This is a genomic window from Streptomyces sp. GESEQ-35 (assembly GCF_017948485.1).
GTDB lineage: Bacteria > Actinomycetota > Actinomycetes > Streptomycetales > Streptomycetaceae > Streptomyces.
On sequence record NZ_JAFFSX010000040.1, the window covers coordinates 24,898 to 37,565 of the forward strand.

Genomic DNA, 12,668 nt, shown 5'->3' on the forward strand with positions numbered 1-12,668 from the left:
GTGACCCGGGCGCAAGTCAAAACCGCGAGATCGCGTCAGATCCGCAGGAGACGCCAGAGCCGGAATATGCCAGGTGCCGGGGCGAAGCCGGTCACGCCTGGCGGGACGCCAGCTCCACGACCGTGATGTCCGACGGGGCCCCCACCCGTGTCGGCGGTCCCCAGGCGCCCGCGCCGCGGGTGACGTAGAGCTGGGTGTCGCCGTAGCGTTCCAGGCCCGCGACGGTGGGGTTGGCCAGCTCGGCAAGGTAGTTGCCGGGCCAGAGCTGGCCGCCGTGGGTGTGGCCGGAGAGCTGGAGGTCGACGCCGTGATCGACGGCGTCGTGGATCTGGACGGGCTGGTGCGCGAGGAGCACGCACGCGCGTGCCCTGTCCCGGTCGCCGAGGGCCTTCCCGAAGTCTGGGCCCTGGCCCTCGCTCTCGCCCGCGACGTCGTTGACGCCCGCGAGGTCGAAGTGGGGCAGTTCCGTACGGGCGTTCTCCAGCGGGCGCAGGCCGAGCCGGCGTACCTCCTCGACCCACTGTTCGGCGCCGGAGAAGTACTCGTGGTTGCCGGTGACGAAGTAGGCGCCGTGCCGTGCCGTCAGCTGTGCCAGGGGCGCCGCGGCCGGGCCCAGGTCCTTGACGCTGCCGTCCACCAGGTCGCCGACCACCGCGATCAGGTCGGGCTGGGTGGCGTTGATCGTGTCGACGACCCGCTGCGCGAAGCCCCGGCCCAGGACCGGGCCCAGGTGGATGTCGCTGACGACGGCGATCCGGAAACCATGAGCCGCGCGCGGGAGCCTGGCCAGCGGGACGGTGACCCGCTTCACACTCGGGCCGTTCAGAACGCCGTACGTGCCCACACCGACCGTCCCGACGGCCGCCGCGGCCGCGGCGCCGCCGATGACCCGGGAGACGAAGAGGCGGCGGGAAGGGACGGGCGGGTTCTCCGGGGACGTGACCTCGGGTGCGGGCGGGTTGGCCGCCGCTCCCACGGACACAGGCTCCTCCAGCGGTACGGCGGCAACCGTGCCCGCCCGCCGTTCCAGCCGGCGTCGCAGCAGCGGCCGTACGACCTCTCCCGCCAGGACCGCAAGGAACAGGTAGATCGACAGGGCCAGCCACAGGAAGCCCGGCCAGGCCAGCACCTGCTGGAGCCAGAAGGGCGCGCCGGAGCGCTCGGCGACCAGGGCCCCGACCGCCATGGCCCAGCCGCCGGCGATCACCACCGCGCCTGTACGGCGCACCAGGCCCGGGCCCCGGGTCGTGTCGCGGAACAGGCGGCGCCAGACGAACCAGTTGCTCGCCACCAACACGCCCAGCACGAGCAGCGCCACGAGCGCGAAGACGATGACCACAGTGTCGTATCCCTCGGTTGTGCGTGTTGCCGTACGGCTTGTCGGTTATGACGTTCGGCGCAGCGCGCGAATTCCGCGCAACCCGATGCCGCCGACGACCGTCCCCAATACGAAGGAAACGACGGCGAGCAGCAGGTGCACCCAGAAGTACGCGGTCGGGTCACCCGCGTCGTCGAACGCGAGCCCGCTGCCGTCCTTGACGAGGTTCTTGACGAAAGTGATCCAGATGATCCAGCTCCACACCCCGAAAGCGAGCAGGAACCAGGAGACGGGGCGGCTGAGCTTCATGCGTTCAGTATCGCCGCCGCCTGTCCGGATCCGCCGCCGGGGTGGGGCGGGCGGCGGGACTTCCCGGCCCGCGGCAGGTACGTTCTCGATCGTGCCCGCACCCATGAAGACCACCAGGCGATCCCTGCTGGTCACTTCCGCCACGCTGTTGTCCCTCTCGCTGACCGCCGCGCCGGTTCTCGCAGCGCCCAAGCCGACACCGTCGCCCTCGGCCACTCCCCCGGCGAAGATGTCGAGCGTGGGCGGCGCCCGGCTCGGGAAGGCCGGGACGCAGGTCGCTCTCGCGAGCGGGGTGCCGGTGCTCCCCAAGGGGCTGTCCGCACGGTCGTGGATCGTCACCGACGCCGAGTCGGGCGATGTGCTGGCCTCGCACAACGCGCACTGGCGGCTGCCCCCGGCGAGCACGATGAAGATGCTGTTCGCGGACACGGTGCTGCCGAAGTTCCCGAAGACCATGAAGCGCCAGGTGGTGCCCAGCGACCTGGCCGGCATCGGCACCGGATCCAGCCTGGTCGGGATCAAGGAGGGCGAGACGTACACGGTCCACGATCTGTGGCTCGGCGTCTTCCTGCGCTCCGGCAACGACGCCGTGCATGTGCTCTCCGCGATGAACAAGGGCGTCGCCAACACCGTCAAGCAGATGAACGCGCACGCCGAGGAGCTCCAGGCCCTCGACACGAACGTGGTCAGCCCCGACGGCTACGACGCCCCGGGACAGGTCTCGTCCGCGTACGACCTGACGCTGATCGCCCGCTCCGGGCTCCAGAAGAAGGACTTCCGCGAGTACTGCTCGACGGTGAGCGCGAAGTTTCCGGGCCAGACAAAGAAGAACAAAAAGGGCAAAACGGTCCGCGAGAACTTCGAGATCCAGAACACCAACCGGCTGCTGACCGGCGACAGCGACATCTCCCAGTACCAGGGCATCGCGGGCGTCAAGAACGGCAACACCACCAACGCCGGCGCCACCTTCACCGGCGTCGCCGAGCGGAACGGCAAGGTGCTGCTGGTCACGGTCATGAACCCGGCGAAGAGCGCGCACAACCAGGTCTACAAGGAGACCGCGGCGCTCTTCGACTGGGGCTTCAAGGCAGCCGGCAAGGTGAAGCCGGTGGGCGAGCTGGTGGCGCCGAGGAGCGCCGCGCAGTCCAGCGCCCAGCCGGGGGCGAACGACGGCGGTGAGGCCGGAGGCGCCGGGGACGCGTCCGCGAAGCCGATGGCGGGGGCGGCGGCCGGGAGCGGTTCCGGCGGGGCCGGAGTCGCGTTCGGGATCACCGGCGGGGTGCTGGTGCTGCTCGCGGCGGGCGCGTTCCTCGTCAACCGCCGGTGGCCGCTGCCTGACCTGGTACGTCGTCGGACTCGTCCGTGACCTCGGTGATCTCGGTCTCCTTGCTCCCCGTCGCCGTCCACGCGGCACAGAACAGGACCAGCTTCGAGGTGAAGTTGATCCACAGCAGCAGGGCGACGGGGACGCCGAACGCGCCGTACATGCTCTTCGCGGCCACGCCCTGCATATAGCCGCTCAGCAGCAGCTTCAGCAGCTCGAACCCGATCGCGCCGATCAGCGCCGCCACCATCAGCCGGCGGCGCTGCGGTTCGACGCCGGGCAGCAGGGTGAGGACGTACAGGAGCACCAGGAAGTCGGCGAGTACGGCGACGACGAACGCGGCGGCGCGCAGCAGGACTCCGCCCCAGCCGCCGCTGTCGATGCCGAGCTGGTCGGTGATCCAGCCGACCAGCGCGGAGGCGACGGTGGAGACGGCGAGGGTGACGAGGAGCGCGCCGCCGAGCCCGAACAGAATGCCGGTGTCCTTGGCCTTGCTCAGGACCGGGTTCTCCTCGCTGTCGGGCAGCTCCCACACCGCGCGCAGACAGTCCCGCATGGAGCCGACCCAGCTGATGCCGGTGAACAGCAGGGCGGCGCCGGCGATGAGGCCGACGGTGCCGGCGTTGGCGACCAGGCCGTCGATGTTGAGCTGGTCGGAGATGCCGGGCACCTGCTCGGAGATCTTGTCCTGCAGCTCGTCCTGCTGGGACTCGCTGAGGGTCGCGGCGGCGATGGCGGCGGCCACGGTCAGCAGCGGGAAGAGCGCGACGAAGCTGATGAACGTCATCGCGGCGGCCAGCCGCGTCCACTTCACCCGGTCGAGGCGCTCGTACGACCGCCACGCGTGCGTGGTCATCAATCGGGCCACCAGTGGCCCGACGACGGGGAGCTTTTTCAGCCAGTCCATGATCCGACTCTGCCCTCGTTGCGGAATACCAATGTCCGAGTGCCCCAAAATCGCAGGACAGTGGCGAGCACCATGCCGATTCCGGCGCCGGAGACGGTGTCCGCGCGCTGCGAGGTGAAGCCGAGGCCGTAGTGGCTGACGGCCAGGCACAGCAGCTGGACGAGGGCACCGGCGGCGTTCACCGCGAAGAACACGGCGTACGGGCGCAGGCCGCGGCCGCGGTGTTCGGTGTGCCGGTAGGTGCCGTAGGCGTTGCCTACGTACGCCACCGAGCAGGCCGCCACGAAGGAGATCGCCTTGGCGGTGAGGGGTTCCAGTGCGGCTGGGCCGCGTAGCCAGGTGAACAGGGCGAGGTCTACGGCGTAGGCGAGGATGCCTGCGGCGGCGAAGCCGAGCGCTTCGCGGATTGTGCCGGGATGGGTCGTGCCGGGATGGGTCGTCGGTCGGGTGCGGGTCGGTTGTGGCTGGTCGCGCAGTTCCCCGCGCCCCTTCGGGGCGCTTCCTGCGGGCGCGTCTACCAATTGGCCACCGCCAAGGCGTACATCGTCAGCCATGCGAGGGCGATGAGGGTTAGGGCTCGGTCGCGCAGGACGACCTCCTCGGGTTCGCCCGCGGTGCCGCGGTCGGCGAAGACGGCGTATCTGAGGATCGCCACGATGAAGGCGATCATGGACAGCTGCCGCCACGGGAGCACGCTGGTGTGCGGGACACCGCCCTCCTCCAGGGCCCACAGGCAGTAGCCGAGGACCGCGACCCCGGCCGCCAGTTGCCACACGAAACGCAGGTAACCGGTGGTGTACTCGCTGAGCAACGCGCGCGTGGCGCCCGCTTTCCCGGCCAGCTGGACGGCCTCGGAGTAGCGCTTGGCCGACACCATGAACAGGGCGCCGAACCCCGTGGTGATCAGAAACCAGCGCGACAGCGGGATACCGAGCGCGAGCCCTCCGACCACCGCCCGCATCAGGAACCCGGTCGTGACGACGACGAGATCCACGACCAGGACGTGCTTGAGGCTGATGCAGTACGCCAGTTGCATGCCGACGTAGGCCGTCAGCAGCGCCGCTACGGCGGGCGTGGTCAGCCAGGCCGCCGCGGCCGGCGCGAGGACGGCGAGGACGCCGCCGACGGCGTACGCGACCGCTACGGAGACCTGGCCGGCGGCGACCGGGCGGTGGCACTTGGTGGGGTGGGCGCGGTCGGCCTCCGCGTCGCGCGCGTCGTTGATCAGGTAGACGGCGGCGGCGCAGGCCGTGAACAGCGCGAAGACCAGCGCGATTCGGGTGAGTGCGCCGGGCGCGAGCAGCTGGCCGGCGGCGGCAGGGGCGGCGACGACCAGGACGTTCTTGACCCACTGTCTGGGGCGTGCGGTCGTGAGGAGGCCGCCGAGGAGGGTGCGTTGCCCCTGGAGGGGTGGGTCGGTGGGGCGTGCGCCGGCTCTGAGGGGCCGCGCGCTGCCTGCGGGGCGGGCACCGTCTGTGCGGGGGGTGCTTTCGGTGGGCGGTGCGCTGCCGGCGGGGTACGCGCCGTTTGTCGGGCGTGTGTTGTCGGTGAGCGGCGCGCTGTTGATTGCGCACGCCGTACCGGTGGCGTGCGCGGTGTTCGTCAGAGGCGCCGTCTCAGTCATGCGGGCCGCCCCCTCGCATCCAGCGCGCTCCGATACGCGCCGTGAGCGCCCCGAGGGCGGCGCCCGCCGCCACGTCTGAGGGGTAGTGCGCGCCGACGACCAGGCGGGAGAGGCACATGGCGACAGCGAGCGGGGGGACGAGCGGGGCGCCGAGGGCGCCGTAGGCGACGGCGGCCGCGGCGGCCGAGGTGGCGTGGGAGCTCGGGAAGGAGTGGCGGCCGGCGGTGCGCACGCGGGGTGCGAGATGCGTGGGGCGCGCCCGGCGTACGACGCGCTTCACGCCCATGCTGGCCAGGTGCGCGCCTGCGGTGAGCGCTGTTCCCCGCAACCAGGCGCCGCGCCGCGCGCCGTCCACGGCCGCCCCCGCGAAACCCGCCGCGATCCACAGTGCGCCGTGCTCACCCGCCCGGGACAGGGCATGCGCGGCGACCGCGACGCGCGGGTCCGCACCGTAGGCGTGGAATGCAGAAAGGATTCGGTGGTCCATGGTGTCGTCCACTGGACTCACTGTTCACGTCACCATGGCCGAAACTCCGACAATATTGAGCGACATCCCATTAATCACCCATTTCGGGGAGTGACGGAATGTTACAAAAAAGGCAGACATACACGGGCGATACGGTCACCGTATGTCTGCCGACACCGTTTCCGTCACGGGATGGGGCCGCACCGCTCCCACCGCCGCCCGTCTGATCCGCCCACGGACGTACCAGGAGGCCGCGGCGGCCGTCCGGGGCTGCGGGGCCCGCGGCGGCATCCCGAGGGGTCTCGGACGGGCGTACGGGGACGCGGCGCAGAACGCCGGCGGGGCGGTGTTCGACATGACGGGCCTGGACCGCATCCACGCGATCGACGCGGACGGCGGCACCGTCCTGTGCGACGCCGGTGTCTCGCTGCACCGTCTGATGGAAGTCCTCCTGCCGCTCGGCTGGTTCGTCCCCGTCACGCCCGGCACCCGCTATGTGACGGTCGGCGGCGCGATCGGTGCCGACATCCACGGCAAGAACCACCACGTGTCCGGCTCGTTCTCCCGGCACGTCCTGTCGCTGGAACTCCTCACCGCCGACGGCGAGATCCGCACCGTCGGCCGCGGCACGCCCCTCTTCGACGCGACCGCGGGCGGCATGGGCCTGACCGGCGTGATCCTGACCGCGACGGTCCAGCTCCAGCCGGTACGGACCTCGCTCATGTCGGTCGACACCGAACGTGCCACGGACCTCGACGACTTGATGGCCCGTCTGACCGCCACCGACCACCTCTACCGCTACTCGGTCGCCTGGATCGACCTCCTGGCACGCGGAGCGGCGACAGGCCGCGCGGTGCTGACCCGCGGCGACCACGCACCGCTCGACATGCTGCCGGCACGCGCGCGTAGAGCTCCCTTGGCCTTCCGCCCCACCCAGCTGCCGGCCGCGCCCGCCCTCCCGGAGAGGCTGCTCAGCCGCACCACCGTGAGCCTCTTCAACGAGCTCTGGTACCGAAAGGCGCCACGCGCGCGTACCGGCGAGCTACAGAAGATCGCCACCTTCTTCCACCCCCTCGACGGCGTCCCCCACTGGAACCGCGTCTACGGCCGTAGCGGCTTCGTGCAGTACCAGTTCGTCGTCGGATACGGCCAGGAGGACGCCCTGCGCCGGATCGTGCGGCGCATCTCCGAGCACCGGTGCCCGTCGTTCCTCGCCGTCCTCAAGCGCTTCGGGGACGCCGACCCGGGCTGGCTCTCCTTCCCCCTGCCCGGCTGGACGCTGGCCCTGGACATCCCGGCCGGACTGCCCGGCCTCGGCGCCCTTCTCGACGAACTGGACGGGGAGGTCGCCGCGGCGGGCGGGCGCGTCTACCTGGCCAAGGACTCCCGGCTGCGCCCGGAACTGCTGGCCTCGATGTACCCCCGGCTGGACGAGTTCCGCGCCCTGCGTGCGGAGCTGGACCCGCGCGGGGTGTTCGTGTCGGACCTGTCGCGCCGGCTCGGTCTCTGAGAGTCCGTAAGAGCCCCCTGAGTGTCCGTGAGAGTCGACCCATCCCTAGGAGCTGTCGTGAAGGACGCCTTCGGCATCCCCCAGTCCCTGCTCGTCCTCGGCGGTACGTCCGAGATCGCGCTGGCCACCGCACGCCGTCTGATCGCCCGCCGCACCCGCACGGTGTGGCTGGCGGGCCGCCCGACACCCACGCTGGACGGGGCCGCCGCCGAACTGCGCGCCCTGGGGGCCGACGTGCACACCGTCCCCTTCGACGCGCTCGACCCCGACTCCCACGAGACGGTGCTCGGCAAGGTCTTCGCCGAGGGCGACATCGACATGGTGCTGCTCGCCTTCGGGATCCTCGGCGACCAGGCGCACGACGAGCGTGAGCCGGCCGCCGCGGTACGGGTCGCGCAGACCAACTACACAGGCGCGGTGTCGTCGGCGCTGGTCTCCGCGCGCGCGTTGCAGACCCAGGGCCACGGCTCCCTGGTCGTGCTCTCCTCGGTCGCCGGGGAGCGCGCCCGTCGCGCCAACTTCATCTACGGCTCCAGCAAGGCGGGCCTCGACGCCTTCGCCCAGGGCCTGGGCGACGCGCTGCACGGCACGGGCGCGCACGTCATGGTCGTACGCCCCGGGTTCGTACGGTCGAAGATGACCGCCGGGCTGGAGGAGACACCGCTGGCCACGACTCCGGAGGCGGTCGCGACGGCGATCGAGCTGGGCCTCAGGCGGCGCTCGGAGACGGTGTGGGTGCCGGGGGCGCTGCGGCTGGTGATGTCGGCGCTGCGGCATGCGCCACGGGCGGTGTTCCGGCGGCTGCCGATCTAGGACCGCGGGGACCGGGCCATAGGAGCCTGTCCGGCAGATCAGGTCGCGGGAACACGCCGATGCCTCATCGGCGCAGGTGAGCGGGGCCCGGTGCGTCGAGCTGCAAGGCGGAGGAGGGCGTCGACGCGATGGGGGTCCCCCACGCGAGCGCAGCCGAGCGGGGGAGTCGGCAACCGACGACAACGCCGCAGACCGGCGTGCCAGGCCCCGCGTCTGCGGCATGACCCGCCGGACAGGCCCTAGCGAGCCGGCAGGGAGCCGCGCTTCACGTGGCCCGGCTGCGACGGCACCACCGCGCCCCCGAAGGCGAACTCGCGCAGCTTGCGCCACACCCCGTCGGCACCCTGTTCGTAGAGCGCGAAGCCGGTGCAGGGCCATGCGGCGGCGTAGTCGGCGAGTGCCTCGAAGGCGCGGTCCATCGCCTCGTCGTCGATGCCGTGCGCCACCGTGACATGCGGGTGGTACGGGAACTGCAGTTCGCGTGCCATCGGACCGGAGGCGTCACGGACCTGCTTCTGTAGCCAGGTGCAGGCCGAGGCGCCCTCGACGACCTGGACGAACACGACCGGGGACAGGGGGCGGAAGGTGCCCGTGCCGGACAGCTGCATCGGGAAGGGGCGCGCGGCCGCGGCGACCTCGACGAGGTGCGCCTCGATCGCGGGCAGCTCGCTGTCGTCGACCTCTGTCGGCGGCAGCAGGGTGACATGCGTGGGGATGCCGTGCGCAGCGGCGTCGCCGAAGCCCGCGCGCCGCTCCTGGAGCAGGCTGCCGTGAGGCTCCGGGACCGCGATCGACACACCGATCGTTACGGTCCCCACGTCGTCTCCTGTCGTCCTGTCGGTTCTGCTGGTTCGTCCGGTGAACAGGGGTGACCGCTGGTGCGGCCATCCGGCTATCGACTGTACGGCCACTGCTGTGCTGCGGGCAGGCGCAACCGTAGTGATGTGCAGCGCTGTGCGGTGGTACGGCTCTCGTGCCTGCGGCGGTGCCGTGGTGCGGGCTAGTGCTTGGCGGGCAGGAAGCCCACCTTGTCGTACGCCTGGGAGAGAGTCTCCGCGGCGATGACGCGCGCCTTCTCCGCGCCCTTGGCCAGGATCGAGTCGAGCGTCTCCGGGTCGTCCAGATACTGCTGGGTGCGCTCGCGGAACGGCGTCACGAACTCGACCATGGCCTCGGCGAGGTCCGTCTTGAGCGCACCGTAGCCCTTCCCCTCGTACTTCTGCTCCAGTTCCGCGATACCGGCTCCGGTGAGGGTCGAGTAGATGGTGAGCAGGTTGCTGACGCCCGGCTTGTTCTCGGTGTCGTAGCGGATGACCGTGTCCGTGTCGGTGACCGCGCTCTTGACCTTCTTGGCGGTGGCCTTGGGCTCGTCGAGCAGATTGATCAACCCCTTCGGGGTCGATGCCGACTTGCTCATCTTGATCGACGGGTCCTGGAGGTCGTAGATCTTCGCCGTCTCCTTGAGGATGTACGGCTTCGGGATCGTGAACGTCTCGCCGAAGCGGCCGTTGAAGCGCTCGGCGAGGTCGCGGGTCAGCTCGATGTGCTGGCGCTGATCCTCGCCGACCGGGACCTCGTTCGCCTGGTAGAGCAGGATGTCCGCGACCTGGAGGACCGGGTACGTGAAAAGGCCGACGCTGGCGCGGTCGGCGCCCTGCTTGGCGGACTTGTCCTTGAACTGGGTCATGCGGGACGCCTCACCGAAGCCGGTGAGGCAGTTCATGACCCAGGCGAGCTGGGCGTGCTCGGGGACATGGCTCTGGACGAACAGCGTGCAGCGCTCCGGGTCGAGCCCGGCGGCGAGGAGCTGGGCCGCGGCGAGGCGGGTGTTGGAACGCAGCTCCTTCGGGTCCTGCGGAACCGTGATCGCGTGCAGGTCGACGACCATGTAGAACGCGTCGTGGGTCTCCTGAAGGGCCACCCACTGGCGGACGGCGCCGAGGTAGTTGCCGAGGTGGAACGAGCCTGCGGTGGGCTGGATTCCGGAGAGCACGCGAGGACGGTCTGAGGCCATGTTCACCATTCTCTCAGGTCCCCGGGGGCGATCAGGAACTGGCTGAGAACTGGCCGGGAACAGATGGGAACCGATCCGGCCCCGGCGGTGTAACAAGACTGTGAGGACGCGGGAGGGGGGCCGCATCGTCGATGAGGCCGCGGTGATCGCACGCGTACGCGCCGGAGAGCCGGAGGCGTATGCGGAGCTGGTGCGGGCCCATACAGGCATCGCGCTGCGTGCGGCTGCGGCGCTCGGGGCGGGTGCGGACGCGGAAGACGTGGTGCAGCAGGCCTTCGTGAAGGCGTACTGCGCGCTGGGACGGTTCAGGGACGACGCGGCGTTCAAGCCCTGGCTGCTGTCGATCGTCGCCAATGAGACGAGGAACACGGTGCGGACGGCGGCGCGCCAGCGCACGCTGGCCGGCCGTGAGGCGTCGTTCGTGGAGGCGGAGCCGCTGATACCGGAATCGGCGGACCCCGCGGTCGCCGCCCTGGAGATAGAGCGCCGGGTGGCGCTACAGGCCGCCCTGGAGCAGCTGAGCGAGGAGCACCGCCTGGTCGTCACCTACCGCTATCTGCTGGAGATGGACGAGTCGGAGACGGCCCAGGCCCTGGGCTGGCCCCGGGGCACGGTGAAGTCCCGGCTCAACCGCGCACTGCGGAAGCTGGGCAGACTGCTGCCGGATTTCCAGCCTCGGGAAGGAGGTGATGAGCATGAGTGACGGACGGGATGCGTACGACGACCGGGACGGCGGTCGGCGACGCGGCGACGGCGCACGGCTGCCGGAGGAGCTGCGCGCGCTGGGGCGGTCGCTGGACCGGCCCGGGGCCGACGGTTCCGAGACGATGGTCGAGCGGGTGCTCCAGCAGATACTGACCGAGCACGCGCCCGTGCCGGTGGCCGAGCCGCCGGGCGCCGGTGAGCGGCTGCGGGCGGCCCGGCGGTGGACGCGGGTGCGGTGGCGTTCGCTGACCGCGGCCCTGTGCGGTCTGCTGACGGTGCTGATGCTCACGCCTCCGGTGCGGGCCGCGGTCTACGACTGGTTCAGCTTCGGCGGGATCGAGGTGCGGTACGACCCGTCGGCGGTGCCTTCTCCCGGCGCCGAGGTGCCCGGCTGCGGGACGTCGGTGTCGCTCGGGGAGGCGGAGCGGCGAACCGGGTTCGCGCCGCTGGTGCCGGACGCGTTCGGCACCCCGGACGCGGTGGCGGTGACGGACGAGCCGCAGGGGCGGTTCCTGGTGACGCTGTGCCGGCGGGAGGACGGGCGCACGATCCGGCTGGACGAGTACCCGGCCCGCCTGGACGTCGCCTTCGCCAAGGCCGTGCGCGAACAGCCGGAGTGGCTCCAGCTGAGCGGCGGCCCGTCGGACTGGGCCCTGTGGTTCCCGCGGCCGCATCTGCTGAGCTTCTGGCTGGTGGACGAGGACGGCGACCGCTACACGCGCAAGGAGCGGACGGCCGGTCCGACGCTGCTGTGGATGCACCGGACGCACGGCGAGGACGTGACGCTGCGGCTGGAGGGGATCACGTCGAAGGAGCGGGCGGTGGAGATCGCGAAGTCGCTCGAGAAATCCTGGGAATAGTGCGGGAGAGATGGGAACCCCGGCGGGTCGGGCGGTGTACCAGAAGTGACACGCGGCTCGCGGACGAGCCGCACTGGACCGCTGGGGGACTCCATGGTGAGGATTCGTCAACTAATCGCTACAGCAGGGATGTTGGGCGCCGTCCTGGCTCCGACGCTGCTGTGGGCACCGCCCGCGTCTGCCGGGGGACCGACGAGCGTGCTCGTGGTCTCGCCGACCACCCAGCAGGCCGTGGGGCTCTACGCCATATCTCCGGAGTACGGCCGACTGCAGAAACTGCTCGATCAGTCGGGCAGCGGTCCCGACGCAGACGCGCAGGCTCGTGAGCTCGCCGCCGGCTCGGGCGACCAGGTCAACATCACATGGATGATCCACGACGTGACGCCCTGGCGGCAGGACACCGTGCTGGTGGGCAACGCCGGGGACATATTGATCAACACGGCAGTGGGCACGCCTCCCGAAGGAAGCGACCAGTGGCACAGGCCTCAGCAGCCGACGCAGCTGCGTGCCCTGCTCACAAGGGTGGGCGTGATCGGCAAGGCCGCGGACCAGGGATCCGTCGGCGTCGCCCCGATACCCGACGAGTCGACCGAGGCCGCTGCGGGCACGGACGACGCGGCCACCACAACCCGGGCAACCGCCACGGGCTCGACCGATGACACCGAGTGGTGGTGGGCGCTCCCGGGCGCGGCGGCGGGAGCCGTGCTGGCGCTGGTACTGCGACCGTTCGCCTCGCGGATGCTGCCCCTGCCGCAGCTGCGCGGGGAGCCAGGTCCACGGCAGGAGCTGCGCGACATCTGAGGTCGGTGAATCAGCCG

The 12,668-nt window shown here is 70.9% G+C and carries 14 protein-coding genes; 6 read left to right on the forward strand and 8 right to left on the reverse strand.

The features are described from left to right. Nucleotides 1–91: 91 nt before the first annotated feature. Together KCH87_RS45540 and KCH87_RS45545 are read right to left on the reverse strand one after the other, a co-directional pair. A complete protein-coding gene (locus tag KCH87_RS45540) occupies nucleotides 92–1,339 on the reverse strand; it encodes a metallophosphoesterase (protein WP_210593860.1) in 1,248 nt (415 codons plus the stop codon). 45 nt (nucleotides 1,340–1,384) lie between these two features. Then, nucleotides 1,385–1,627: an SCO4848 family membrane protein gene (locus KCH87_RS45545; RefSeq protein WP_210578149.1), complete on the reverse strand. Its 243-nt coding sequence runs from the start codon at nucleotides 1,625–1,627 to the stop codon at nucleotides 1,385–1,387. 91 nt (nucleotides 1,628–1,718) lie between these two features. Here KCH87_RS45545 and KCH87_RS45550 point away from each other — a divergent pair, with 91 nt between their 5' ends. Continuing rightward, nucleotides 1,719–2,993 carry a D-alanyl-D-alanine carboxypeptidase family protein gene (locus KCH87_RS45550; RefSeq protein ID WP_374199105.1) on the forward strand — a complete coding sequence of 425 codons (1,275 nt, stop codon included), beginning with the start codon at nucleotides 1,719–1,721 and terminating at the stop codon, nucleotides 2,991–2,993. Here the strand turns inward: KCH87_RS45550 and KCH87_RS45555 are convergent. The 4 genes from KCH87_RS45555 to KCH87_RS45570 all read right to left on the reverse strand — a co-directional run bounded on the left by KCH87_RS45555 (nucleotide 2,941) and on the right by KCH87_RS45570 (nucleotide 5,969). Continuing rightward, entirely contained in the window at nucleotides 2,941–3,858 is a 918-nt protein-coding gene (locus tag KCH87_RS45555; protein ID WP_210593862.1) for a YihY/virulence factor BrkB family protein, read from the reverse strand. The genes KCH87_RS45550 and KCH87_RS45555 overlap by 53 nt on opposite strands. After that, complete coding sequence (locus tag KCH87_RS45560; protein WP_374199106.1) at nucleotides 3,846–4,265, reverse strand: GtrA family protein; 420 nt, start codon at nucleotides 4,263–4,265, stop codon at nucleotides 3,846–3,848. The genes KCH87_RS45555 and KCH87_RS45560 overlap by 13 nt, the downstream gene beginning before the upstream one ends. Before the next feature lie 107 nt (nucleotides 4,266–4,372). Further along, nucleotides 4,373–5,482: a decaprenyl-phosphate phosphoribosyltransferase gene (locus KCH87_RS45565; RefSeq protein ID WP_247197807.1), complete on the reverse strand. Its 1,110-nt coding sequence runs from the start codon at nucleotides 5,480–5,482 to the stop codon at nucleotides 4,373–4,375. Next, entirely contained in the window at nucleotides 5,475–5,969 is a 495-nt protein-coding gene (locus KCH87_RS45570) for a phosphatase PAP2 family protein (RefSeq protein ID WP_247197817.1), read from the reverse strand. Before KCH87_RS45570 ends, KCH87_RS45565 begins: the two co-directional genes overlap by 8 nt. Before the next feature lie 142 nt (nucleotides 5,970–6,111). On the opposite strand from KCH87_RS45570, the gene KCH87_RS45575 reads away from it, so the two are divergent. Both KCH87_RS45575 and KCH87_RS45580 read left to right on the forward strand, forming a co-directional pair. Next, on the forward strand, nucleotides 6,112–7,458 hold the full coding sequence (locus KCH87_RS45575) for an FAD-binding oxidoreductase (protein ID WP_210593865.1): 1,347 nt from the start codon (nucleotides 6,112–6,114) through the stop codon (nucleotides 7,456–7,458). 57 nt (nucleotides 7,459–7,515) lie between these two features. After that, nucleotides 7,516–8,271: a decaprenylphospho-beta-D-erythro-pentofuranosid-2-ulose 2-reductase gene (locus KCH87_RS45580; protein ID WP_210593866.1), complete on the forward strand. Its 756-nt coding sequence runs from the start codon at nucleotides 7,516–7,518 to the stop codon at nucleotides 8,269–8,271. Nucleotides 8,272–8,510: 239 nt separating this feature from the next. Here the strand turns inward: KCH87_RS45580 and KCH87_RS45585 are convergent, their stop codons facing one another. Further along, nucleotides 8,511–9,089 (reverse strand): 2'-5' RNA ligase family protein, encoded by a 579-nt coding sequence (locus KCH87_RS45585; protein ID WP_210593867.1) that lies wholly within the window; start codon nucleotides 9,087–9,089, stop codon nucleotides 8,511–8,513. A 182-nt stretch (nucleotides 9,090–9,271) separates the two neighbouring features. Continuing rightward, nucleotides 9,272–10,285, reverse strand: a complete 1,014-nt coding sequence (gene trpS, locus KCH87_RS45590; RefSeq protein ID WP_210593868.1) for a tryptophan--tRNA ligase — start codon at nucleotides 10,283–10,285, stop codon at nucleotides 9,272–9,274. A gap of 100 nt (nucleotides 10,286–10,385) precedes the next feature. On the opposite strand from trpS, the gene KCH87_RS45595 reads away from it, so the two are divergent. The 3 genes from KCH87_RS45595 to KCH87_RS45605 all read left to right on the forward strand — a co-directional run bounded on the left by KCH87_RS45595 (nucleotide 10,386) and on the right by KCH87_RS45605 (nucleotide 12,651). Further along, nucleotides 10,386–10,988, forward strand: a complete 603-nt coding sequence (locus KCH87_RS45595; protein ID WP_210593869.1) for an RNA polymerase sigma factor — start codon at nucleotides 10,386–10,388, stop codon at nucleotides 10,986–10,988. Beyond that, nucleotides 10,975–11,850, forward strand: coding sequence for a hypothetical protein (locus KCH87_RS45600; RefSeq protein ID WP_210593870.1), 876 nt, complete (start codon nucleotides 10,975–10,977; stop codon nucleotides 11,848–11,850). Before KCH87_RS45595 ends, KCH87_RS45600 begins: the two co-directional genes overlap by 14 nt. Nucleotides 11,851–12,048: 198 nt before the next feature. Then, nucleotides 12,049–12,651: a hypothetical protein gene (locus tag KCH87_RS45605; protein WP_308299073.1), complete on the forward strand. Its 603-nt coding sequence runs from the start codon at nucleotides 12,049–12,051 to the stop codon at nucleotides 12,649–12,651. The last annotated feature ends 17 nt before the right edge of the window (nucleotides 12,652–12,668 follow it).